The sequence below is a fragment of the Cryobacterium psychrotolerans genome (genome assembly GCF_900101115.1).
GTDB lineage: Bacteria > Actinomycetota > Actinomycetes > Actinomycetales > Microbacteriaceae > Cryobacterium > Cryobacterium psychrotolerans.
Genome location: NZ_FNFU01000004.1, coordinates 85,472 through 109,282 on the forward strand (window position 1 = coordinate 85,472; position 23,811 = coordinate 109,282).

The window sequence follows — 23,811 nt, forward strand, 5'->3', positions numbered from 1 at the left end:
CATGGCTCACGGACGGCGGATCCTGCCGTTCACACCGGTGGGGCGGGGCAAGGATCGACTGCGCGCCAGCGTGCGCGCCCGGGGCCGAGCGGATTCCGACGGCCGTAAGCAGTCTAACCGACGGGCGCGCGGCCGCCTGGGGGCCGCTAATCTGGGGGCATGACCAGTAACCCGCCGCCGGTTGCCCACCACCACTGGGTGGTCACGCTGGTCTGCGCCGACCGGCCCGGCATCGTGCACGCGGTCAGCGGGGCGATCGTGCGGGCCCGCGGCAACATCACCGAGAGCCAGCAATTCTCCAGCGCCGACACCGGCCGGTTCTTCATGCGCCTGCAGGTGGAGTCCCCCGCCGACCGGGCGGAGCTCGAGGCCGGGCTGGCCCCCGTGGTCGACCGTTACGAGATGACCTCCGTCATCGACGTCGTCGGCCGCCCTCTCCGCACGCTCGTGCTCGCCTCGACGGCCGGGCACTGCGTCAACGACCTGCTCTTCCGCCAGCGCGCCGGCCAGCTGCCGGTCGAGATCCCGCTGGTGCTCAGCAACCACGGCACCCTGCGTGACCTGGTCGGCTTCTACGGCGTGCCCTTCGAATCGCTGCCGATCACGGATGCCGCCAGCAAGGCCGCGTTCGAGGCTCGCGTCGTCGACGCGGTCGAGCAGAACGACATCGAGCTCGTCGTGCTCGCCCGGTTCATGCAGATCCTCTCCCCCGGACTGTGCGAGCGCCTCGCCGGCCGGGCCATCAACATCCACCACTCGTTCCTGCCCGGCTTCAAGGGCGCCAACCCGTACCGGCAGGCGCACGCCCGCGGGGTGAAGCTGATCGGCGCGACCGCACACTTCGTGACCGGCGACCTCGACGAGGGACCGATCATCGAGCAGAACGTCGTGCGCGTGGACCACTCCCGCACGCCGGGCGAGCTCGTCGCGATCGGCCAGGACGAGGAGAGCCGCACGCTCAGCCAGGCGGTCAAGTGGTTCGCGGAAAACCGGGTGCTCGTCGACGGCGCCCGCACCATCATCTTCAAGTAACCCCCTCTCCCCTCCCGCGAAACCGCACTTGTGCGCGTTATGAACGCGTTTTAGTGCGCACAACTGCGGTTTCGCGGGGAGTCGGTGACGGGACAGGGTCGGTAGGATTGGCGGGTGAAAGAGACAGGCGAGACCACGATCGGCCCCAACGACGTCCTGAGGTTCCTGCTGGAGCTCTTCGCCTTCGTCAGCCTCGGCTTCTGGGGGTTCGCCGCGTGGCCGCTGCCCTGGCCCGGCGTGCTCGTGGGCATCCTGGCGCCGGCCTTCGCGATTGTGCTCTGGGGCCTGTTCCGCTCGCCCAAGGCCGTGTTCCGGCTCGACCCGTTCGGCAAGGCCGTCGTCGAGATCGCCGTCTTCGGTGCGGCGGCACTGGCCTGGTGGGACCTCGACCAGCCCGTCGTCGCAGCGGTCTTCGCGCTCGTCGCCACGGTCAGCGGCGTCATCTCCGGCCGCAAGGAACTCAGCTGACGCGCGTCTCCCGCGGCATCCGCATCGCGTAGGCGGACGTCGCCAGGAACAGCACCGCCCCCACCGCGAACGCGGCCGGGTAGGACAGGGTGTCGGCGAGCAGGCCCGCGACCAGCGGCCCGACGATGGCGCCGGCGTCGGCGAACATCGAGAACACGGCGACCGGCCGCCCCCCGGATGCCCCGGCCGCGTCCCCGACCGCCGCGGCCGGCGCGGTCCCCATGAACGCCGCCGCCACCCCGTACAGGCAGAGCAGGCCGGTGAGCAGCCAGATGTTGCCCGCGAAGGGTACGGCCAGGATCGTCACGGCGGCGAGCGCGAAGGCCCCGATCATCGCCGGCCGGCGGCCGACCAGGTCGACGAACCGGCCTGCCGGGCCGAGCGCCAGCGTCTGGGCGACCGCCGCGGCGGCGAAGGCGAGGCCCGTCCACGAACTGGGACCCTTGAGCACCTCGACGACGAGCACGGGGATGAGGGAGTTGCGCACGCCGAACGAGGTCCAGCCCTGCGAGAAGTTGGCCAGGCAGGCGGCGCGGAAGCGGCGGTCGCGAAGCACCGTGCGGAACGGGATGCGATCGGCCTGGGCGCCGGAACCGGCGGCGGCGGCGGCGCGGGTGGCCGGGCGCAGCAGGACGAGGCCGACCAGGCCGGCGACCGCGAGGGTCGCCGCGTAGAAGAAGAACGGGGCGGTCAGCGAGATCGTGGCCAGCAGCCCGCCGAGCGCGGGGCCGGCCATGCCGCCGATCAGGAAGCCGCCCTGGTAGAAACCGATCGCCCTGGCCCGGATGCCGGGCGAGGTCGAACCGAGCAGCAGCGTCATCGCCGACACGGTGAACATGGCCGAGCCGATGCCGCCGACACCGCGGAGCAGGAGCAGCTGCGGGTAGTCCTGGGCGATGCCGACCAGCCCGCTGGACACGGCGACGATTCCGATCCCGACGGCCAGCGTCGTGCGCTCGCCCCACCAGTCGATGAAGCGCGGGCAGAACGGGCTGGCGACCAGCCGCATCAGGGCGAAGGCCGAGACGACGGCCCCCACCTCGACATAGCCGACTCCGAAGCTGCGCACGTACACGGGCAGCACCGGCACGACCACGCCGAACCCGACCATGACGAAGAACGCGATGACGCCGAGCACGTAGACGTCACGGGAGAAGCGGGGCCTCACCGGCCGAGCTCGTCGCATCCCCTCTCGTCGCATCCCCTCAGGTTACGGTGTGCGCGGCAGGCAGAGAGAGAGGCGGCGACGGATGTTGCCTTCCGTCGCCGCCTCTCCGCTAGTGCTGGTTCGGTTGGTGCTAGTTCTTCACCGACACGATCGTCGAGAAGCCGGAGGTGCCGTAGCGCACCAGCCCCAGGTAATCGGTCCCGGAAGTCAGCCCGGACCACGACGCCGTGTACTGCGTTTCGATGCCCTGGACACCGTCGATGGAGGCCGGGACCGTGAAGGTTCCGACGCCGCCGTCCGGCATGACCGAGAAGCTGGTCAGGTCGTAGGTGTCGTTGCCGCTGAAGACCGACACGATGACCTGGTAGTACCCGGCGATCGGGTTCATCAGGTCGACGTGTTCGTCCGTCGCCGCCGTGGCCGACTGCCAGCCATCGACCGCGGTGCCGCCCTTGCCGTCCAGCCGGTAGACGATGAGGTCCAGGTCGGCGGCATCGGTCAGCGAGTCGAGGTCGAAGCGCTGCAGCGCCGTCCCCGCCGGAACCTGCACGTTGAAGGTGATCTCCGTGCCGGCGACTCCGTTACCGCTGTAGGCCTTGCCCGGGCCGCCCTTCTTCTCTTTGAGCTGCACGCCGGCCGCGAGGCCGTCGGTCGTCAGGGCGATGGGGCCGGTCGAACCCGGCGTCACGGCGATCTCCACGGAGCCGGACACGCCGGTTCCGTTGGCGGAACCGGGCGCCTCGATCGTGACGGGCTTGACCGCCAGCGGGCTGTGCACCACGGTGGTGCCGCTCGTCCAGTTCAGCGAACCGGTCGCGAACGTGTCGAGGGGCGCCGTGGTGCGGGTGAACGTCACCGTGTAGGACTTGACCTGGTTGGCCGAGTCGAACACGAGCTCCGCCGGTGAGGTCACCGCGGTGATGCCGTTGAGTCCGATCACCGTGGGGGTGAAGGTGCCCGCCTGCGTGGACGTCACCGTGCGGGTGACCGTCTCCGCCTTGGTGAGGGATCCGATGCCGATGGACGCCAGGTTGAGGTTCGACGGGTCGATCGCCGCGACATCGTCCGAGCCTTGCCAGGTGTAGCCGGCGCCCTTGATGAAGGACCACCAGTCGTCCGCGCCGTTGAGGTAGACGAAGCCCGGGTTGAAGAACTTCGTCGGGTCGACGTGGCCCGCCCCCTGGGTGAACGGGTCGGTCACTGCTCCGCCGGTCGCATTCTTCGTGTCGTAGGCGGTGGTCATGAACGCCGACTTCACCTCGGCCGGGCTGGCCGTGGGCTTCTCACCGAAGTACAGCGCGGCGAGACCGGCCATGTGCGGCGACGACATCGACGTTCCGGACAGGAACTTGTACGTGCCGGCGTCGCCCGCGGCGTTCGCGCCGCCGGCCAGGATGGCGACACCGGGGGCCGAGATGTCCGGCTTGATGATGTCGCTGCCGTCGGCCAGGACCGGTCCCCGCGAGGAGAATCCGGCAACCTGCGGCGTAGCCGGCGTCGTGCCGAGTTCGTTGCCCGGCGTGAGCGTCACCGTCGCACCGGCGGTGCCGGCGTAGGCGAAGGCCGTGGCGTAGGCGTCGCCGTTCAGGTGCACGGACGGAACCGAGTGCTGGTCCAGGTCGAGCGAACTCGACGACGGGTTCACCAGCACCATGCCGATACCACCGGCGCGCTTGACCTCGGCCGACTTGTCGACGCGGGCGTACACGCCGCGTGCGCAGAAGACGATCTTGCCGGCCACCTTGGTCGGGTCGAGCGAACCCGGTCCGCAGAGCAGCGGGTCGACGCCGCGGCGGGCCGCGACGAGGTCGCCGCGCACCAGGGAACCGGTCACACCGGTCGTCGGGACCGTGATCGAGCCACCGGCGAACTTCGCGCCGCTGCCGAAGGTGGCGGTGGCCTCGTAGCTCGGGATGGTGCTGGCCGCGACGGTGGTGATCCACGGTGAGGCGTTGTCCAGCGTCGACGCCGCCGAGCCGGAGTTACCGGCCGAGGCTGCGACGAAGATGCCGGCGGATGCCGCGCCGAGGAAGGCCATGTCGGTGGCGGACACCGTGGTCTGGGCCGCTCCGCCGCCGATGGAGAAGTTGATCACGTCAACGCCGTCCTTGGTGGCCTGGTCGATCGCGGCGACGAGGTCGCTGGTTGCGCATCCGTCGTCGTCCTGGCTGACCGCGTCGGGACCCGACCAGCAGACCTTGTATGCGGCGATCTTGGCTGCCGGAGCGACACCCGAGATGGTGCCGAAGTCGATGCCGCCGACGGATGCCGCGACCGCGTGGTTGCCCACCGCGGTGCTGCCGGTGTGCGAACCGTGTCCGTCGCCGTCTCGCGGGGAGACGTACTCGCCGACGTCGGCGCTGCCGATCTGCGAGGCGGCGAAACCGTTGACGTAGTACCGGGCTCCGACGATCTTGGTGCTGCAGTCGGCGGCGGTGAACTGCTCGCCGGTGACACAGGCGCCGGTAAAGGTGCCCCCGTCGGACTTGGCGAAGCTGATGCTGCCGTCGGCCGTGCGGTACGGCGCGGCGCCGCTGGCCGTGCCCAGCGGAGCGCCGGTGAACGAGGCATTCTCCGGCGCGATGCCGGTGTCGACGATGCCGACGACGACGCCGGCGCCTGCCGTGGCGACGCCGCCCGTGGACTCCCAAAGACCGCCGAGGCCGTCGGCCTTGCCGAGGCCGAGGAACTCGGTCGAGGACTGCGCCGTGATCTGGCGGATCGAGTCCTTCTCCAGCGAGAGCACGGCACGGTTGGCGTAGAGCGTGGCGGCCTGGGCCGCGGTGAGGGTGGCAGCGAAGCCGTTGATGGCAGTCGTGTAGGAGTAGTCGATGCTCACGCCCGCGGCCGCCGCGATCTTCTTCTGCTGGGCCTTGAGGTGGCCGGCGTACGCCTTCGAGTCCTTCGACCGGGCGTCGAGCTGCTTGCCCTTGGCCGGCTTCGTGGCCGCGAAACCGTTGACCCCGCCGGAGTACGTGGCGACAGCGCTGGCCGCCAGGGTGACCATGTAGCGGCCGTCCTCGAAGCTCGCGGACGGCTTGGCCGCCGCCGCGCTGGTTGTGGGCTGGGCCACGGCCGTTGCAGCGGTTCCGCCGAGAAGGGCCGCAGCGGCCACCATCCCGACCGTCAGTGTGAGGGCGGTCGCGCTGCGGAGCAGCGCGCGGCTTGATCGTGGTTCGTGGCCCGAGGTGCTCGGTCGCCGGGTGCGTAAGGTCACTTGTGGTGTCCAATCCGTTCGTCGTTGAATGGCATGCTGCCCCCCGGCCGAGGGACGTGCACGAATCAAAAACTAGCCGATGATCGGTGCATTGTGTCGACAATCACCCCCGTACTGGGGGCATGACGCTCAATCCCTGGCGAAGGAGGGTGCAGCGCGCCCAGGCACCGCCACGGCGGAGCGCGCGGCATCCCGCCGGCCGCCGATCGCGCGCAGGGCGTTCAGGATCGTGGCCAGGTCGACGAGTTCCTGGGCGAGCGCCCCGGCGGTGGCCGGGATGAACCCGAACGCGGCCGCCACCATGAGGCCCAGGCTCAGGATGATTCCCAGCCAGATGCTCTGCAGTGCGATCCGGATCGTGTCCTGCCCGATGGCGACGGCGCGCGCCGTGCGGGACAGGTCGTCGAGCAGGATGACGACGTCGGCCGATTCGCTGGCGGCCGTCGCACCCCTGGCTCCCATCGCGATCCCGATGTCGGCGACCGCGAGCACCGGAGCGTCGTTGACGCCGTCGCCCACCATGATGACCGGGCGGCGGGAGATCGCCTTCACGGCGTTCACCTTGTCGCCCGGCAGGCAGTCGCTCTGCACGCGAGTGATGCCGACCAGCCCCGCAATGTGCTCCGCCGTCGGCCGGGCATCCCCGGTGAGCATGACGGTGTCGCGCACCCCGCGGGCCGCGAATGCAGCGATCGTGGCCTTCGCGTTGTCGCGCAGCCGGTCGCTGGCCACGAGGCTCCCGGCGAACTTCCCGTCGACGGCCACGTAGATCGCGAGTTCGCCGCCGTCGAGCGGCGTGGCGGCGGCATCCGGAGCACGGTCGATGATGAACGACAGCTTGCCGACCGAAACCTCGCGTTCGCCGAAGCGGGCGACCACCCCGCGAGCGGCGACTTCGCCGGCCTGCTCGGTGCTCGTGAGCTCCACGCCCTGGTCGCGGGCGGCCGCGATGACGGACGCCGCGAGCACGTGGGAGGAGTACTGCTCGGCGGACGCCGCGAGCGCGAGCACCTCGCGCTCCGTGAACGGATGCTCCGGGCGCACGGCGACGATGGTCGGCTGGCCGTGGGTGAGCGTGCCGGTCTTGTCGAACACGACGGTGCGGGCGCGGGCGAGCTTCTCGAGCACGCCGCCGCCCTTCACGATGATGCCGTTGCGGGCGGCGCGGCTCATGCCGCCCATGAACGCGACCGGCGCCGAGATCAGCAGCGGGCACGGGGTGGCGACGACGAGCACCTCGGCGAAACGGGCCGGATCTCCGCTGAAGAACCAGGCGAGGCCCGCGATGGCCAGCGACACGGCCGTGAACGGCACCGCGTAGCGGTCGGCGAGGCGCACGACGGGCGCCTTGCTGGCCGCCGCTTCCTCGACCAGCGCGATGATCTGCTGGTACTGGCTGTTCGAGGCGGTCGCGGTCGCCCGGACGGTGGCCGCGGCCGTTCCGTTGATGGATCCGCTGAGCACGGGATCGCCGCTGCCGCGCTCGACCGGGAGGCTTTCCCCGGTCAGGGACGACTCGTCGAAGGACGCCGTCTCGGACACGAGGTCGCCGTCCACGGGGACGATTTCGGCCGGGCGCACCAGGATCACGTCGCCGACCTGCACCCGGCCCGCCGGGACATCCTCGACCTCTCCCTGCCCGTCTCGCACCCGGTGCGCGATCTGCGGTGCGCGCTTCAGCAGGGAGTCCAGCTCCCGCTTGGCGCGGCTGACCGCGTAGTCCTCGAGGGCGGCTCCGCCGGAGAGCATGAGCACGATGATGAGCGTGGCGATGTACTCGCCGACGAGCACGGTGGCGACGATGGCCGTGATGGCGAGGAAGTCGATGCCGAAGCTGCCCCGGCGCAGCTGCCTGACCATGCCGACGGCCTCGATCCCGGCGACGAACAGGCCGAAGCCACTGAAGAGCCACCGCACCCCTGCGGTCTCACCGCTCAGCCAGAGGACCACCCCGACCACGGCGACCAGGATGGTGGCCGCGACGATCGGATACCGGCGTGCGGCATGGGCAAAGGTTCGCATGCTCAACATTCTTCCCCCGGCAGGCGCCCCTCGCCAGCAAGGACAGGCTCTCCTGACCGATGCCCGGCCCCGGACGCGGAACGGCCCCGACCTGGTGAGGTCGGGGCCGTCGCCGTGCGAAACGGTCAGGCCAGGCGCGCCTGCAGGTTCTGGTCGATCGCAGCGAGGAACTCCTCGGTGGTCTGGAACGCCTGGTCCGGACCCACGAGCAGGGCGAGGTCCTTGGTCATCTTGCCGCTCTCGACGGTCTTGATGACGACGTCTTCCACCGTGAGCGCGAACTCGGCCAGGGCGGCGTTGTCGTCCAGCTTGGCCCGGTGGGTGAGCCCACGGGTCCAGGCGTAGATCGACGCGATCGGGTTGGTCGAGGTGGGCTTGCCCTGCTGGTGCTGGCGGTAGTGGCGCGTCACGGTACCGTGGGCGGCCTCGGCCTCGACGACCTTGCCGTCCGGCGTCGAGAGAACGCTGGTCATCAGGCCGAGCGAGCCGAAGCCCTGCGCGACGGTGTCCGACTGCACGTCGCCGTCGTAGTTCTTGCAGGCCCAGACGTAACCGCCCTCCCACTTCATGGCGGATGCCACCATGTCGTCGATGAGGCGGTGCTCGTAGGTGAGGCCGGCAGCCTCGTAGGCGGACTTGAACTCGGCGTCGAAGATCTCCTGGAAGATGTCCTTGAACCGGCCGTCGTAGGCCTTGAGGATGGTGTTCTTCGTGGAGAGGTACACCGGGTAGTTGCGCTCGAGGCCGTAGTTGAGCGAGGCGCGGGCGAAGTCCGTGATCGACTTGTCGAGGTTGTACATGCCCATGGCGACACCGCTGCCGGGCGACTGGAAGACCTCGAACTGCTGCGGCGCGCTGCCATCCTTCGGGGTGAAGGTCATGCTGAGCGTGCCTTCGCCTTCGAAGCGGAAGTTCGTGGCCTTGTACTGGTCGCCGAACGCGTGGCGGCCGATGATGATCGGCTTGTTCCAGCCCGGAACCAGGCGGGGGATGTTGGAGATGATGATCGGCTCGCGGAAGATCGTGCCGCCGAGGATGTTGCGGATGGTGCCGTTGGGCGAGGCCCACATCTTCTTCAGGCCGAATTCCTCGACCCGCGCCTCGTCGGGCGTGATGGTCGCGCACTTGACGCCGACGCCGTGCTTCTGGATGGCGTGTGCCGCGTCGACCGTGATCTGGTCGTCGGTCTCGTCGCGCTTCTGGATCGACAGGTCGTAGTACTCGAGGTCGATGTCGAGGTACGGGTGGATCAGCGTGTCCTTGATGGCATGCCAGATAATGCGGGTCATCTCGTCGCCGTCGAGCTCGACGACTGTGCCTTCAACCTTGATCTTCGACAATGGTTCTCCTCAAAAAGTAGGTGGGCCGCGAATGGCCGACGCCAAGCTTACTAGAGGAGTGCAAGTATCTTGACATCGAGAGACTTTGCCGAGAGTTCATCCTGTGCGTACGGCTGCCGACTACCGACCGGACCGGCCGCAGGTTAGCCTGTTCCCATGGCGACGCTACGACTGGAAGAACTGTCCGCACGCAACATCGTTGCGGCCAATAACCTGAGCCTGAAACCCGGCCAGGAGCAATTCATCGCACCGGTCTCCTATTCCGTAGCGGCCACCGTCATCAACCCGGCCACCGCCTGGCAGCGCGTGGTGCTCCAGGGCGACGACGTCGTCGGCTTCATTCACGGCAACTTCGACCCCGAAGCCGAGCACGAGGAGTTCCGCGCGTGCATCTGGCGGATCAACGTCGACGCGGCGGCCCAGGGCAAGGGCGTGGGCAAGTTCGCCGCGGAGGCCCTCGCCGAGGAGGCCCGCTCGCGCGGGTTCGACCACATCAACGTGATCTGGGAGCCGGGCGAAGAAGGCCCGGAGGAGTTCTTCCACCGGATCGGCTTCCGGGACGTCGGGCAGACCCAGTACGGCGAAACCATCGGCGCGCTGCAGCTGTAGCGGTGCGTTTCACCCCCGACAGCGCGTTCGTGGCGGACGTGCTCGACATCGTCGACACGATCCCACCCGGCAGGGTGATGACCTACGGCGACGTTGCCGCCGCGCTCGGCTCGCGCGCCGCGAGGGCCGTCGGCCAGGTCATGTCCCATTACGGGTCGGATGTTCCGTGGTGGCGTGTCATCCGGGCCGGCGGCCACCCGCCGATCGAGCACGAGGACCGCGCCCTGCCGTTCTACCTCGCCGAGGGCACACCGCTCGTCACGAGCGCGACGGCGTATCGGATCGACTACCCGGCCGCACGGTGGTCCCCCTCCTGAACGCCGGCCGTACTAGTCTCGGTGCAAGCGTTTGCATTGGGGCTGCGCGGGAAGCGGTGCCGTGGTCTCTGTTCGAATGCCGGCCGCGGCGACGCTGATCGCGGCATCCGTCGCCCTGCTCTCCGGATGCTCCGGGCTGTCGACTGCGGGCACCGTCGCCGCGGACCAGCCGGCCGGCACGCACGACGTGGGCGTGCAGCTGTTCCAGTGGAACTGGGACTCGATCGCCCGCGAATGCACCGACACCCTCGGCCCCAACGGCATCGCCTGGGTGCTCGCCTCTCCCCCGAACGAGCACGTCACCGGGCCGGAGTGGTGGACGAGCTACCAGCCGGTCAGCTACCGCGTCGAGTCCCGACTCGGCACGCGGGAGCAGTTCGAGTCGATGGTGTCGACCTGCCACGAGGCGGGGGTCGACGTGCTCGCCGACGCCGTCGTGAACCACATGACAGGCCGGGACGAACCCGGCGTCGGCTGGGCCGGCAGCCGCCACGGGCACTACGACTACCCGGGGCTCTACTCCGACGCCGCCGGGGACTTCCACCACTGCGGACGGGGCGAGGGCGACGACATCGCCAACTACCGGGCCGCGTTCGACGTGCAGAGCTGCGAACTCGTGAACCTCGCCGACCTGGCCACCGAGACGCCGCACGTGCGCAAGACCATCACGGCGTACCTGGCCGACCTGCTCTCGCTCGGCGTCGACGGCTTCCGGATCGACGCGGCCAAGCACATCCCGGCCGCCGACCTGGCGGCGATCCTCGCGCCGCTGCCACCCGACGCCTACGTCGTGCAGGAGGTCATCCGCGGTTCCCGGGAGGCGGTCCAGCCCGAGATGTACACGGGCAACGGCGACGTGTTCGAGTTCGGTTTCGCGCGCGAGCTGGAGGGCATGGTCGAGTCCGGCACGATGAGCGTCAGCGAGGGATTCGGTGAGGACTGGGGCTTCCTGCCCGGCCGCATCGCCCGCACCTTCGTCGACAACCACGACACGGAACGCAACGGGGAGACCCTGAACTACACGGATGGTGCCCAGTACGTTCTCGCGAATGTGCTGACCCTGGCCCTCCCCTACGGCTCCCCCGTGCTCTACTCCGGCTACGCCTTCAGCGCCGGCGACGACGGGCCGGCGCAGGACGCATCCGGCCGGGTGCAGGACGCGGACTGCGGCACGGTCGGACCGGAGGTGAGCCATTCCGACGGGGACTGGGTCTGCCAGCACCGCTGGGACGCGATCGCCGGCATGGTGTCCTGGCGGAGCGCCGTCGGCGACGCGCCGCTCGAAAACTCGTGGACCCGGGGCGACGCGTACGCGTTCAGCCGCGGCGAGCGCGGGTTCGTCGCCATGAACGCGGGCGACGAACCGCTGACCCGCCGGTTTCAGACCGGCCTGGCCGCCGGCCGCTATTGCGACGTCGTGACCGGCGGCGGCACGCCGACGGCGGCCGAAGCCTGCTCGGGCGGGTCCGTCGAGGTCGCCGCCGACGGCACGGCCAGGGTCACCGTGCCGCCCGGGGGCGCCGTTGCCCTGCACGTGGGGGCCCGGCTGTCCTGAACTGCCGCCCGGCCTGCGCTGCCGCCCGATGCACCCGCGGCAGGTTTCCGGTTCAGACCAGCGACTCCCGCCAGGCCGCGTGCAACTGCGCAAACCGGCCGGTGCCCGTGATGAGCTCCTCCGGGGTGCCGTCCTCGACGATCCGGCCGTTCTCCATCACGAGCACCCGGTCGGCGATCGCGACGGTCGACAGCCGGTGCGCGATGATCACCGCGGTGCGATCGCTCAGCAGGGTCTGCAACGCCTCCTGCACGAGGCGCTCGCTCGGGATGTCGAGCGAGGAGGTCGCCTCATCGAGGATGAGCACCGCGGGGTCGGCGAGGAACGCCCGGGCGAACGAGATCAGCTGACGCTGGCCGGCGGATACGCGCCCGCCGCGCTTGTTCACGTCCGTGTCGTACCCGGAGGGGAGCCCCTCGATGAAGCCGTGCGCGCCCACCGCCCGCGCGGCCGCCGTGATCTCGTCCAGCGTCGCATCCGGCTTGCCGATCGCGATGTTGTCGGCGACGGACCCGCTGAACAGGTACGCCTCCTGGGTGACCATGACGATCGCCCGGCGCAGGTCCTTCGGGTGCAGGTCGCGCAGGTCGACGCCATCGAGCAGCACCCGGCCCTCCGACGGGTCGTAGAACCGCGAGATGAGCTTGGCCAGCGTCGACTTTCCCGCGCCGGTCGAGCCGACGAGGGCGATGGTCTGCCCGGACGGGATCGTGAGGTCGAAGTGCGGCAGCACGACCCGATCGGTCTTGTAGGCGAATTGCACGTTGTCGAAGCGCACGTCGCCGTCGGCCTTCCACAGGTCGACCGGCTTGATCGGGTCGGGCACGCCGGGGCGTTCCTCGAGCACGCCGGAGATCTTCTCGAGCGCCGCCGCGGCCGACTGGTAGGAGTTGTAGAACATCGCCATCTCCTCCATCGGGTCGAAGAAGCGTCGCGTGTAGAGCAGCGCGGCCAGGAGCGCGCCGATCGCCAGCTGGCCGTCGGCGACGCGGAACGCGCCCACCAGCAGCACGGCGGCGACCGTGACGTTGCCGATCAGCACGAGTCCGGGGTCGAAGATGCCGAACAGCTGGATGACCCGGCCGTTCACGTCGCGGTAGCTCTCGACCAGGCCGGCGAACTGCTTCTCGTTGCGCTTCTCCTTGCGGAACGCCTTGACCGCCCGGATGCCGGTCATCGTCTCGACGAAGTGCACGATCAGGCTCGCCGAGGCGACGCGGGACTGCCGGAACAGGGTCTGCGAGCGCAGCTGGAACCAGCGGGTGAGCACGATGAGCGGCACGAGCGCGGCGAACAGCACGAGGCCGCTCTGCCCGTCGAGCGTGAACAGGGCGATGGCGGTGAAGACCATGTAGAGCACGCCCTGCACCAGCTGGTTGATGCCCGAGTCGAGCAGCTCCCGAATCGTGTCGAGGTCGCTGGTCTGGCGCGAGATGATCCGGCCCGACGTGTACGACTCGTGAAACTCGAGGCTCAGCTTCTGGGTGTGCAGGAACACACGCTTCCGCAGGTCGATCAGCACGGCCTGGCTGATCCTCGCGGACAGCACGGTGTACCAGGCGATCAGCAGCGCGCCGATGATCCCGGTCAGCAGGTAGGCGCCGCCGGCCAGGGCCAGCGGCATCCAGTCCTGCTGCATGAGCGCCGGCAGGCCCTTGTCGATGCCGAAGGCGATCAGCAGCGGGCCGGCCACCTGCGCGGCCGTGGAGACGACCACGACGAGCATGGCCCCCACCACCGGCCAGCGCAGCGGGTGCAGCAGCGAGCCGAGCAGCCTCAGCGACCGTCGGCGGATCTGGGCGCTTTCCGCCCGGGTGAAGTCATGGCGTTCTTCGCCCTCTACCCCGGTGACACTCACAGCGAGTCCTCTTTCCGCATCGACTCTCGTCGTTCTTCGTCCTCCAGGCTGGAGATGACGAACTTGTAGTGCTCGCTGGTCGCGAGCAGCTCGGAGTGCCGCCCGACGGCCGTGATCCGGCCGTTCTCGAGCAGCGCCACCCGGTCGGCCAGCATGACCGTCGAGGGGCGGTGGGCCACGACCAGCGCCGTGGTCGACGCGAGCACCTCGCGCAGGGCCGCCTCGACGAGCGCCTCAGTGTCGACGTCGAGCGCCGACAACGGGTCGTCGAGCACGAGCACGGCCGGCCTGGCGGCGACCGCCCGGGCGAGCGCCAGGCGCTGCCGCTGGCCGCCGGAGAGGCTCATGCCTTCCTCGCCGACGAGCGTGTCGACGCCCTGGGGCAGGTCGTGCACGAAGCCCGCCTGCGCGATCTGCAGGGCCTCCTCGAGCACGGCATCCGCTTCGGGGCTCGGCTCCGCGAACTCGGACCGGCCCAGCAGCACGTTGTCGCGAACGGATGCCGAGAACAGGGTGGCGTCCTCGAACGCCATCGCCAGGTGCGTGCGCAGCTCCTCACGGCCGAGGTCGCGCACGTCGACGCCGTCGAGGGTGACCCGGCCGCCCGTCACGTCGTACATGCGCGTGGTCAGGGCGGTCAGCGTGGACTTGCCGGAGCCGGTGAGCCCGACCAGGGCCATGGTCTCGCCCGGTTCGAGCACGAGGTCGATGCCGTCCAGCAGGTCGGGGAACCGCTCGGGCGAATCCTGGTACCGGAAGTGCACGTCCTCGAACGCCAGCCGGCCGAGGGGCTTCTCGACCGTGACCGGACGCTCGGGATCGGTGATCGTGTTCGGCGCGTCGAGGATGTCGAAGAACCGGTCGGTCGCCGTGCGCGCGTCGAACGTCATCGACAGCAGGAAACCGATCGATTCGACCGGGAAGCGCAGCACGGTCGCCGTGGCGAAGAAGGCGACCAGTTCGCCCGCGCTGAGCTGCCCCTGCCCGGCCAGCCAGACACCGGCGACGAGGCAGAGCGCGAAGGCGACATCCGGAACCAGCAGCAGCCAGAGCCAGATGCCGGCGATCGCCCTGGCCTTCTCGATCTCCGTGCCGCGCAGGCTTTCAGCCTGGCTGGCGAAGTTCTTCATCGCGTACGTGCCGCGGCCGAACGCCTTGAGCACGCGGATGCCGTGCACCGACTCCTCGACGGCGGTCGCGAGGTCGCCGGCCTGGTCCTGGCTGCGCCGGGCGATGATCGAGTATTTCTCCTCGAACACGTAGCCGTAGATCCAGATCGGGATCGAGCAGACGACGAAGATCACGCCGAGGATCCAGTTCATCGAGACCAGGATCACGACGCCGACGACGATGGTGAGGAAGTTCACCACGAGCAGCACCAGCCCGAACGAGATCCACCGGCGGATCAGGTTCAGGTCGCTCACCGCGCGGGAGAGCAGCTGCCCGCTCGGCCAGCGGTCGTGGAACGTGACGGGGAGGTCCTGCAGCCGGGCGTAGAGGCCGTTGCGCATGCGGGCCTCAATGAAGGTGCCGGGGCGCAGCACGAACCAGCGCCGCAGCGCGATCAGGATCGCCTCGACGACGCCGAGGGCGAGCACCATCAGCACGGCCGGCCAGATCTGGCTCGGGTCGCCCTGCGACAGCGGACCGTCGACGAGGCGCTGCAGCACCTGCGGGATCGCGAGCGCGACCAGGCCGGCGAGCAGGGCGGCGGCCATGCCGAGATAGATGCGCGGCATCGCCGGCTTGGCGTACGGGTAGAGGCGCAGCAGCGTGCGGAAGGTGTTCATCCGGCCTTCCTCCCGGGCGTCCGGGCCGGCTGGCGGTGAGTGTTCGGCGAGTGCGGTCATGTGTGGGGGTCCTGAAAAAGTGAGCGTGGCGTCAAGAAAAACGGGCATCGGCGATCGAAGTCGCTCGAGGGCGGCGGAAGACGTGCGCTTCCGGCGTGACGGGCGGCAGGTGCCGCCGACGACGTGCTGCGGTGGGGTGAGTGGGGTGGGGTGGCTGTGCGCGGGGCCGCTAAGGAGCGGTGAGCGGGCCGGCGATGGAGGCGGCGGCGTTGGGGGCGCCAAAGGCAGTGCCGGTGTTCGCAGCCATCGCGACCCTGAGCTGTGCTGTCTTTGTCATGTCGGCCTCCTGAGCGCGTCGTTCTTCGTCTTTGCCCCCCTGATCAGGCAGCCTTTCAGACTAGGCCCCCCGCCCCCCGCACCGCAACCACAACTCCCGCGAAACCGCAATTGTGCGCGTTAAAACACGCTCATATCGCGCACAACTGCGGTTTCGCGGGGGTGTGTCAACGCACCCGCACGCTGAGGCAGGTGACGCAGCCCTCGAGCTTCTCGAATTCGGAGATGCCGACCGTGACGACGGTGTAGCCCAGCCCGCGGAACAGGTCCGCGCTGCGGGGCGCTGCGGACGACATGAGCACGGTCTGCTCGTCGAGCACGACGACGGCGGTGCCTTCGGCCTCCGGCACGGCCAGGAAACGATCGAACAGGCCCTCGTCGTCGACGAGCGGCGGGAAGCCGATGACGGTTCCGTCGGGCAGCGCGGTGACCGCGGTCTTCAGGTGCAGCGCGCCGCTGACGGGCACGGCAACCACGGTGTACCCGAGCGGGCCGACGATCGCGGTCAGCTGGCGCACGCCCTCGGCGTTCGTGCGCAGGCTCCGGCCGACGTACACGGTGTTCCCCACCTTGAGCACGTCGCCGCCGTCGAGCGTGCCCGGCAGCTCGAGCCGGCGCACGGTGCCGCCGAGCCGGCGCACGGCCGCCTCCGCCCCGGCGCTCTCGCCGCGCCGGCTCTCGGCCCCCGGGCTCGTGACGACGGCCACGTCGCCGAACATGACGACGGCATCCTCGATGAAAACGGAGTCCGGAGCCTCGTCGGCCGGATCGACCTCTCGGGTCTCCCAGCCCGCGGCGGCGAGCGCCTCGACGTAGTCGCGCCACTGCGCGCGGGCCAGCTCCAGGTCGACCGGGGTGCGTTCGATGTGGGTCAGCTGCCCCGCGGCGAGGTTCGCGGCCGGCCTCCGGACCAGGGCAATGCGTCTCGCGTGCGTCATCCCGTCAGCCTACTTCCCGCCGCTTCACCCCCGCGAAACCGCAGTTGTGCGCGTTATTCGGCGTTCATAACGTGCACGACTGCGGAATCGCGAGGGTGGTGCGGGGCTATTCGGCGGCGTCGAGGCGGGCTGCGGCGAGGCGCTCGGCTGCCTCCAGCGTCGTGATGCCCTGCGCGCGCGCATCCGTGAAGATGGTCGCGACGGTGTCGCCGATGGCGTCCACCCGGGCGGCGATGGCGTCGAGGTCGGCGCCCGGCTCGCCGGCGTACGCGAGGTAGATCACGCCGCCCGCGTTGACGACGAAGTCGGGGGCCCAGAGGATGCCTCGGGCGTCCAGTTCGGCGGCGCCCTCGGACGACTCGAGCTGGTTGTTGGCGGCGCCGACGACGCCGAGCACATTGAGCTCGCCGATCACCTGCGGAGTGAGGACCCCGCCGAGGCCGCAGGGCACGAACAGGTCGGCCTGCACGCGGTGCGCTCCGGCCACGGGCACCCAGTCGGCGCCGAGTTCCTCGGCCAGCTCGCGCTTGTCGAGGTTGACGTCGGTCACGGTCAGCTGAGCTCCGGCGGCGGCGAGCGCCCGGGCGAGGCGGCCGCCGACCTGGCCCAGGCCGGAGATCACGATGTGGCGTCCGGACACCTCACGGCTGCCGAACAGCGCCTCGAGGGTGGCGACGAGGCTCGCGTAGACGCCGGCGGCGGTCGCGTCGGCCGGTTCGCCCACGCCCCCGCTGGATGCGGGCAGGCCGCAGACGTTCGGGGTGCGCTCGGCGACGATGGCCATGAGCTCGGCGCTCGTGCCGACATCCTCAGCGGTCATGTAGGCGCCGTTCAGGCTTTCAATGGCGTCGCCGAGGTCGAGCATGGCGTCGCGCTTCTGCTCGTCGGTGAGCACGGTGCCGACCGGCAGATAGATGACGGACTTGCCGCCGCCGCGGGTGAGGCCCGCGGCCGAGTTCTTGAGCGTCATCGCAGCCGAGAGGCGCAGCGCATCGGCGACGGCTTCGGTCCAGTTCTCGTACTGCCAGACTCGGGCGCCGCCGAGGGCCTGGCCGAGGCGGGTGGAGTGCACGGCGACCGTGATGACGAGCCCGGAGCGGACGCCCGTGGTGATGAGCACGCGTTCGTGCGTGAACGGGATTCCGGCGAGAGCATCCAGCGACAGTGATGGTTGCGAGAGGGTCATGAATGGTTCTTCCTGTGGTGGCCTTGTGGGCGGTGTGTGTCGCCTGATTGTGTCGGGCGGATACCTCAACCCTAAAGCCTTCCCCTCCCCGCGAAACCGCAGTTGTGCGCGCTAAAACCCGCGCATAACGCGCACAACTGCGGTTTCGCGGGCTAGTGGAAGAAGTGGCGCTCGCCGGTGAAGTACATGGTCACGCCGGCCAGGGCCGCGGCGGCGATGACCTCCTCGTCGCGCACCGAGCCGCCGGGCTGCACGACCGCGGTGACGCCGGCGTCGAGCAGCACCTGCAGGCCGTCAGCGAAGGGGAAGAACGCGTCCGAGGCCGCGACCGAGCCGGCCGCGCGGTCGCCGGCGCGCAGCACGGCGAGGTGGCACGAGTCGACCCGGTTGACCTGGCCCATGCCAACGCCGACGGATGCCCCGCCGCGCGCCAGCAGGATGGCGTTCGACTTCACGGAGCGGCAGGCCTTCCACGCGAACTCGAGGTCGGCGCGAGTGGCCTCGTCGGCTTCCGGGCCCGCCACGAGCGTCCAGCCAGCCGAGCTGAACTCCTCGAATGTGTCGGACTCCTGCACCAGCAGGCCGCCGGAGATCTGGCGCAGCTCGAGTGAGGAGCGGCGGTAGTCGGCCGGCAATTCCAGGAGGCGGATGTTCTTCTTGGCGCGGAGGAGTTCGAATGCGGCCGGCTCGAATCCCGGCGCGACGAGCACCTCGGTGAAGATCTGGCTGACCGTCTCGGCCATGCCGAGGGTGACCGTGCGGTTGGCGGCGATCACGCCGCCGAACGCGGAGACCGGGTCGCAGTCGTGGGCCCGCCGGTGGGCGGACGCAATCGCATCCGGCGCCTTGCCCGCGGCGACGGCGATGCCGCAGGGGTTGGCGTGCTTGATGATCGCGACGGCCGGCTGGTCGAAGTCGAAGGCGGCGCGCACCGCGGCATCCGCGTCGACGTAGTTGTTGTAGGACATCTCCTTGCCGTGCAGCTGCAGGGCCTGCGCGATTCCCTGCCCGCCCTCGCCGGCGTAGAGCGCGGCAGACTGGTGGGCGTTCTCGCCGTAGCGCAGCACGGCGCTGCGGGTGGCCTCGATGACCAGGGCGTCCGGGAAGAACGGGATGTCGATGTCCTCGTCGGCGCCGGTCACGGCGTCGAATGCTTCAAGGATGTCTTCGGCGAGCGTCTCGGTGTCGTCGGCCCACTGGTCGTACACGTTCTCGGTGAACCAGGCCGACACCGACAGGTCGTAGCCGGCGGTGTGCTCGAAGGCGAGCGAGGCGAGCTTCTGGCGCTGGCGCAGCGTCGTGCCGCCGGTCCCGACCGCGGCGATGATCTCGGGGTAGTCCTCCGGGTCGACCACGATCGCGACGTTCGCGTGGTTCTTCGCCGAGGCGCGCACGAGGGCGGGGCCGCCGATGTCGATCTGCTCGATCACGTCGGCCGGGGCAGCGCCGGACTGCACGGTCTCGACGAACGGGTACAGGTTTACCACGACGAGCTCGAAGGCGGCGATGCTCAGGTCCTTCAGCTGGTCCTCATGCGCCTCGAGGCGCAGGTCGGCCAGGATGCCGGCGTGAACGGCGGGGTGCAGCGTCTTCACCCGGCCGTCGAGGGATTCCGGGAAGCCGGTGACCGTGGAGACATCCGTCACCTCGTGGCCGGCCGCGCGAATGGTGGCCGCCGTCGACCCGGTCGAGACGATTTCGACTCCCGCGGCGACGAGCGCGTCGGCGAGGTCGATCAGGCCGGCCTTGTCGCTGACCGAGATGAGGGCGCGCCGCACGGGGATGACGTCCCGGTCGCGGTAGAGGCTCGCTGCGGTGCTCTGTGTGTGGCCGCTCATGTGTGGGAAAGCTCCTTGAGGTTGACGTGTCCGTTGGCGATGTCGAGCACTGCCTGCACCAGCAGGCGACGCTCGACGGTCTTGATGCGTTCGTGCAGGGTGGTCTCGGTGTCGCCCGCCAGGACGGGCACCCGTTCCTGCGCGATGATCGGTCCCTCGTCGACGCCGTTGTCGACGACGATGAGGCTGGCCCCGGTCTGGCCGGCCCCCGCGGCCAGGGCGTCCCGGACGCCGTGGGCGCCGGGGAACTCGGGCAGGTAGGCCGGATGCGTGTTGACCAGGTTCGGGGAGAGCGCGGCGACGACGCGCGGCGGCAGCAGGCGCATCAGGCCGCTGAGCACGACGAGGTCCGGCTGCCACTGCTGGATCTGCGCGAGGAGTTCGTCTCCCCAGGCCTCCCGGTCGGCGTGCGAGGAATAGGGGACGGTGAAGGTGGGCACGCCGAACTCTTCGCCGAGGGCGAGTCCGTCGGCGTCGCGGTCGGCGCCGATCGCGACGACCCGCGCGGGAAACTCGGCGTCCTCGGACGCCTCGAGCAGGGCGCGGAGGTTGGATCCCCCGCCGGAGATCAAAACGACCAGTGACAGCACCCTTCGAGCTTACCGTTTCGCGAAGGAGCGCCCTTCGGCCCGTACGATCGCCGGGCGCCCACCGACCAGCATGCCGAGGCCGGCGGCCAGGCCGACCTCCACAGCGGCGAGCGCGCCGACCAGGAACGGGTCGGGTCCGACCATCGACAGGCGGCCGGGGCCGATCGCACCGGCCGACCACCAGGCGAGCAGCCCGAGCAGGATGCCGGCCACGAGCCCCATCGACAGTCCGGTGACCAGGCGCTCCGCGGCGCCCGGCAGCGGGGCATCCGTCCCCTCGGACCTGCGGCGGGTCATCCGTGCGGCGCCGAAGCCGATCAGCACGGGCACGACCAGACCGACGAACCCGAGTTCGAGGGTGCCGTGCGGCAGCGCGCCGAGGATCGGGAGCCCGGGGACCGCGCCGAGGGCGGTCCCGACCGGCGACAGGCTCGTGCCGACGCCGACGGCGATGCCCGGGCCGACGAACCAGGCCGCGGCCCAGATGACGAGGTTCGGGATGAGCGCGAGCTGCGCCAGGGTGAGAATGATGCCGCCCAGGACCCCGGACTGCAGGGTTTCGTACAGGCCGATGATGGTCGCGTAGTTGATCAGGGTGAGCACGGCGACGGCGACTGCGGAGACCCCGATCACGCCGACGGCCGCCGCGCTCCCGCCGCGGAGCGCCCCCGCGACGACCGCGCGGGCCGTCTTCGGCAGGTCCGCGAACCGCTCACGGATCCCGCGGGCGCCGGAGCCCAGCTCCGAGCCCACCAGCACGCCGGACGCGTAGACCAGGGTCGGCAGGAGCATCCCCTGCGGCACGGAGGGACGCACGAGCTCGGTGCCCGCCGAGAGGGTGACCAGGGTGGCGAGCAGGCCGTAGGCGGAGATCGCGGAGAGCACGCCGACCCAGCGGTGCGGGGTCGCGGCGGCGCGGCGGCCCGTTCGCACCCCGAGCACGACGGCCGGCAGGGCGACGCCGAGGAAGGCGATGGTGACCGGGAACGGCTCGAGGGCGGCCGGCATCCCGAGCGCGGAGACGACGGCGGGGCCGAGCTGCACGTGGAGGTCCACCCCGTTGCCGAGCAACCACGCGTCGGCGGCGGCCCGCCAGAAGACGAGCCAGTCGAGGCCGAGGTCCACCTGCGTCGCCCAGAGCACGGTCAGGGGCACGAGCGCGATGCCGATGCCGATGGCTACGACAATGAGCGCCTCGAGCGCGGCGAGCAGGGCTGTCGTTAAGCGGTTCATCGGCCTCTGAGCCTACCCGCCGATCCGGCCGCACCGGGCGCGCGCGTGCGGTGCGTGCGAATTCGACGGAGATTCTACTTGCGGTACGGCTCCTTGATCATCGCGACGATCGCCGCGAGGCCGAGAGTCGCGCCGACGAGAACGAATCCGGTGAGAAAGAGGGTGAGAAAAGTCGCCATAGGAACCATTATGGCGCACGCGAAAGGGCCCGGCGATAACGCCGGGCCCTCTCACTGGATGCTTGTTTACAGTGCGGCGAGAACCTCGCGCAGCAGGGTGGCGGTCTCGCTCGGCGTCTTGCCGACCTTGACCCCGGCGGCCTCAAGGGCCTCCTTCTTGCCCTGGGCGGTTCCGGCCCCGTTGGAGACGATGGCGCCGGCGTGGCCCATGGTCTTGCCCTCGGGGGCGGTGAAGCCGGCGACGTAGCCGACGACGGGCTTGGTGACGTGCGCCCGGATGTAGTCGGCCGCCTTCTCCTCGGCGTCGCCGCCGATTTCGCCGATCATGACGATCGCCTTGGTCTCCGGGTCCGCCTCGAACGCCTCGAGGGCGTCGATGTGGGTGGTGCCGATGATGGGGTCGCCGCCGATGCCGATCGCGGTGGAGAAGCCGAGGTCGCGCAGTTCGTACATCATCTGGTAGGTCAGGGTGCCCGACTTGGAGACGAGGCCGATCGGGCCCTTGCCGGTGATGTTCGCCGGCGTGATGCCGACGAGCGCCTCACCGGGGGTGATGATGCCGGGGCAGTTCGGCCCGATGATGCGGGTCTTGTTGCCCTTTGCCTGGGCGTAGGCCCAGAACTCGGCGGAGTCCTGCACCGGGACGCCCTCGGTGATGATGACGAGCAGCGGGATGCCCGCGTCGATCGCTTCGATCACGGCGTCCTTGGTGAAGGCGGGCGGGACGAACGCGATGGAGACATCCGCGCCGGTCTTTTCCATCGCCTCGGCGACCGTGCCGAACACGGGCAGCTCGACGTCGCCGTGCACCACGGTGGTGCCGGCCTTGCGGGCGTTCACTCCGCCGACGACCTGGGTGCCGGCCTTGAGCATGAGGGCGGTGTGCTTGGTGCCCTCGCCGCCGGTGATGCCCTGGACGATGACCCTGGAGTCCTTGTTGAGGAAGATTGACATTCTCGGAATCCTTACTTCGCGGCGTGGGCGAGTTCGGCGGCCTTGGCGGCGCCCTCGTCCATCGTTGCGGCCAGTGTGACGAGCGGGTGGTTGGCCTCGGCCAGGATGCGGCGGCCCTCGTCGACGTTGTTGCCGTCGAGGCGCACGACGAGCGGCTTGTTCGCGGACGTGCCGAGTTCGGCGAGCGCGCCCACGATGCCCTTGGCGACGGCGTCGCAGGCGGTGATGCCGCCGAAGACGTTGACGAAGACCGACTTGACCTGCGGGTCGCCGAGGATGACGTCGAGGCCGGCAGCCATGACCTCTGCGGATGCTCCGCCCCCGATATCGAGGAAGTTGGCCGGCTTCACTCCGCCGTGGTTCTCACCCGCGTACGCGACGACGTCGAGGGTGCTCATGACGAGCCCCGCGCCGTTGCCGATGATGCCGACCTCGCCGTCGAGCTTGACGTAGTTGAGGTCGTTCTCCTTGGCCTTCGCCTCGAGCGGGTCGGCCGCCGCGGCGTCTTCGAGGAACGCGTGCTTCGGGTGGCGGAAGCCGGCGTTCTCGTCGAGCGTGACCTTGCCGTCGAGGGCGATGATGTCGCCTTCTTCGGTGAGCACGAGCGGGTTGACCTCGACCAGGGTCGCGTCTTCGCCCGTGAACACGTTGTAGAGCTGCACGAAGATCGGTGCGACCTTGTCGACGAGCTCGGCCGGGAACTTCGCGTCGATCGCGATCTCCCGGGCCTTGGCCAGGTCGATCCCGGCGAGCGGGTCGATCGACACGTAGGCGAGCGCCTCCGGCTTTTCGACCGCCAGGACCTCGATCTCCACGCCGCCTTCGTAGCTGGCGAGCGAGAGGTACGAGCGGTTCGCCCGGTCGAGCAGCACGGAGAAGTAGAACTCCTGCGCGATGCGCGCGCCACCGGCGACCATGACCCGGTTGACGGTGTGGCCCTTGATGTCGAGGCCGAGGATGGCGCGGCCAGCTGCTTCCGCGTCATCCGGGGTCTTCGCGACCTTGACGCCGCCGGCCTTGCCTCGGCCGCCGACCTTGACCTGCGCCTTGACGACGACGACGCCGCCCAGCTTCTCGGCGGCCGCGCGCACCTCTTCGGGTGTGTCCGCGACGATTCCCGGAAGCACCGGGACTCCATACTGCTCAAACAGGTCTCTTGCCTGGTATTCGTAAAGATCCAC

At 69.9% G+C, this 23,811-nt stretch carries 18 protein-coding genes; 5 read left to right on the plus strand and 13 right to left on the minus strand.

Features of this window, described 5'->3' with window-relative positions:
* Positions 1-159: 159 nt before the first annotated feature.
* Both purU and BLQ39_RS05130 read left to right on the plus strand, forming a co-directional pair.
* Entirely contained in the window at positions 160-1,032 is an 873-nt protein-coding gene (purU, locus tag BLQ39_RS05125) for a formyltetrahydrofolate deformylase (protein WP_092322253.1), read from the plus strand.
* A gap of 114 nt (positions 1,033-1,146) precedes the next feature.
* The gene (locus BLQ39_RS05130) at positions 1,147-1,500 is read left to right on the plus strand and encodes a YrdB family protein (protein ID WP_092322254.1); all 354 of its coding nucleotides are present in this window, start codon (positions 1,147-1,149) and stop codon (positions 1,498-1,500) included.
* On the opposite strand, the gene BLQ39_RS05135 is transcribed toward BLQ39_RS05130, so the two are convergent.
* From BLQ39_RS05135 to BLQ39_RS05150, 4 genes are all read right to left on the minus strand, one after another.
* Positions 1,493-2,701 carry an MFS transporter gene (locus BLQ39_RS05135; RefSeq protein ID WP_092322256.1) on the minus strand — a complete coding sequence of 403 codons (1,209 nt, stop codon included), beginning with the start codon at positions 2,699-2,701 and terminating at the stop codon, positions 1,493-1,495. The two genes, BLQ39_RS05130 and BLQ39_RS05135, sit on opposite strands and share 8 nt — an antisense overlap.
* A 97-nt stretch (positions 2,702-2,798) precedes the next feature.
* Complete coding sequence (locus BLQ39_RS05140; protein ID WP_241986912.1) at positions 2,799-5,885, minus strand: S8 family serine peptidase; 3,087 nt, start codon at positions 5,883-5,885, stop codon at positions 2,799-2,801.
* Between the two features lie 129 nt (positions 5,886-6,014).
* Complete coding sequence (locus tag BLQ39_RS05145; RefSeq protein ID WP_092322259.1) at positions 6,015-7,907, minus strand: heavy metal translocating P-type ATPase; 1,893 nt, start codon at positions 7,905-7,907, stop codon at positions 6,015-6,017.
* Between the two features lie 125 nt (positions 7,908-8,032).
* A complete protein-coding gene (locus BLQ39_RS05150) occupies positions 8,033-9,247 on the minus strand; it encodes an NADP-dependent isocitrate dehydrogenase (protein ID WP_092322260.1) in 1,215 nt (404 codons plus the stop codon).
* 156 nt (positions 9,248-9,403) lie between these two features.
* On the opposite strand from BLQ39_RS05150, the gene BLQ39_RS05155 reads away from it, so the two are divergent.
* The 3 genes from BLQ39_RS05155 (at position 9,404) to BLQ39_RS05165 (ending at position 11,728) form a co-directional block, all read left to right on the plus strand.
* Positions 9,404-9,856, plus strand: coding sequence for a GNAT family N-acetyltransferase (locus BLQ39_RS05155; RefSeq protein WP_092322261.1), 453 nt, complete (start codon positions 9,404-9,406; stop codon positions 9,854-9,856).
* A 2-nt stretch (positions 9,857-9,858) separates the two neighbouring features.
* Positions 9,859-10,173, plus strand: coding sequence for an MGMT family protein (locus BLQ39_RS05160; RefSeq protein WP_092322263.1), 315 nt, complete (start codon positions 9,859-9,861; stop codon positions 10,171-10,173).
* 61 nt (positions 10,174-10,234) lie between these two features.
* Positions 10,235-11,728, plus strand: coding sequence for an alpha-amylase (locus BLQ39_RS05165; protein WP_241982874.1), 1,494 nt, complete (start codon positions 10,235-10,237; stop codon positions 11,726-11,728).
* Positions 11,729-11,780: 52 nt separating this feature from the next.
* Here BLQ39_RS05165 and BLQ39_RS05170 read toward each other — a convergent pair whose 3' ends face one another.
* From BLQ39_RS05170 to sucC, 9 genes are all read right to left on the minus strand, one after another.
* Complete coding sequence (locus BLQ39_RS05170; RefSeq protein WP_092322266.1) at positions 11,781-13,586, minus strand: ABC transporter ATP-binding protein; 1,806 nt, start codon at positions 13,584-13,586, stop codon at positions 11,781-11,783.
* On the minus strand, positions 13,583-15,436 hold the full coding sequence (locus tag BLQ39_RS05175; protein WP_092322267.1) for an ABC transporter ATP-binding protein: 1,854 nt from the start codon (positions 15,434-15,436) through the stop codon (positions 13,583-13,585). The genes BLQ39_RS05170 and BLQ39_RS05175 overlap by 4 nt, the downstream gene beginning before the upstream one ends.
* 443 nt (positions 15,437-15,879) lie before the next feature.
* The gene (gene ddaH / locus BLQ39_RS05180) at positions 15,880-16,650 is read right to left on the minus strand and encodes a dimethylargininase (RefSeq protein ID WP_092322269.1); all 771 of its coding nucleotides are present in this window, start codon (positions 16,648-16,650) and stop codon (positions 15,880-15,882) included.
* Between the two features lie 106 nt (positions 16,651-16,756).
* Positions 16,757-17,836, minus strand: coding sequence for a Glu/Leu/Phe/Val dehydrogenase family protein (locus tag BLQ39_RS05185; RefSeq protein ID WP_092322270.1), 1,080 nt, complete (start codon positions 17,834-17,836; stop codon positions 16,757-16,759).
* A 152-nt stretch (positions 17,837-17,988) separates the two neighbouring features.
* Complete coding sequence (gene purH, locus BLQ39_RS05190) at positions 17,989-19,674, minus strand: bifunctional phosphoribosylaminoimidazolecarboxamide formyltransferase/IMP cyclohydrolase (protein WP_092322271.1); 1,686 nt, start codon at positions 19,672-19,674, stop codon at positions 17,989-17,991.
* Positions 19,671-20,264, minus strand: a complete 594-nt coding sequence (gene purN / locus BLQ39_RS05195) for a phosphoribosylglycinamide formyltransferase (RefSeq protein WP_092322273.1) — start codon at positions 20,262-20,264, stop codon at positions 19,671-19,673. Before purN ends, purH begins: the two co-directional genes overlap by 4 nt.
* 9 nt (positions 20,265-20,273) lie before the next feature.
* The gene (locus BLQ39_RS05200; RefSeq protein ID WP_092322274.1) at positions 20,274-21,497 is read right to left on the minus strand and encodes a cell division protein PerM; all 1,224 of its coding nucleotides are present in this window, start codon (positions 21,495-21,497) and stop codon (positions 20,274-20,276) included.
* 245 nt (positions 21,498-21,742) lie between these two features.
* Complete coding sequence (gene sucD, locus BLQ39_RS05205) at positions 21,743-22,630, minus strand: succinate--CoA ligase subunit alpha (protein WP_092322276.1); 888 nt, start codon at positions 22,628-22,630, stop codon at positions 21,743-21,745.
* An 11-nt stretch (positions 22,631-22,641) separates the two neighbouring features.
* Complete coding sequence (sucC, locus tag BLQ39_RS05210) at positions 22,642-23,811, minus strand: ADP-forming succinate--CoA ligase subunit beta (protein WP_092322459.1); 1,170 nt, start codon at positions 23,809-23,811, stop codon at positions 22,642-22,644.

What these genes read in the sequence shown, in the direction of transcription:
- sucD (WP_092322276.1), bottom strand. Translation starts at nt 22,630, where the DNA reads ATGTCAATCTTCCTCAACAAGGACTCCAGGGTCATCGTCCAGGGCATC.
- ddaH (WP_092322269.1), bottom strand. Translation starts at nt 16,650, where the DNA reads ATGACGCACGCGAGACGCATTGCCCTGGTCCGGAGGCCGGCCGCGAAC.
- purU (WP_092322253.1), top strand. Translation starts at nt 160, where the DNA reads ATGACCAGTAACCCGCCGCCGGTTGCCCACCACCACTGGGTGGTCACG.
- BLQ39_RS05135 (WP_092322256.1), bottom strand. Translation starts at nt 2,701, where the DNA reads ATGCGACGAGAGGGGATGCGACGAGCTCGGCCGGTGAGGCCCCGCTTC.
- BLQ39_RS05200 (WP_092322274.1), bottom strand. Translation starts at nt 21,497, where the DNA reads ATGAACCGCTTAACGACAGCCCTGCTCGCCGCGCTCGAGGCGCTCATT.
- purH (WP_092322271.1), bottom strand. Translation starts at nt 19,674, where the DNA reads ATGAGCGGCCACACACAGAGCACCGCAGCGAGCCTCTACCGCGACCGG.
- BLQ39_RS05145 (WP_092322259.1), bottom strand. Translation starts at nt 7,907, where the DNA reads ATGCGAACCTTTGCCCATGCCGCACGCCGGTATCCGATCGTCGCGGCC.
- BLQ39_RS05155 (WP_092322261.1), top strand. Translation starts at nt 9,404, where the DNA reads ATGGCGACGCTACGACTGGAAGAACTGTCCGCACGCAACATCGTTGCG.
- BLQ39_RS05185 (WP_092322270.1), bottom strand. Translation starts at nt 17,836, where the DNA reads ATGACCCTCTCGCAACCATCACTGTCGCTGGATGCTCTCGCCGGAATC.
- BLQ39_RS05175 (WP_092322267.1), bottom strand. Translation starts at nt 15,436, where the DNA reads ATGACCGCACTCGCCGAACACTCACCGCCAGCCGGCCCGGACGCCCGG.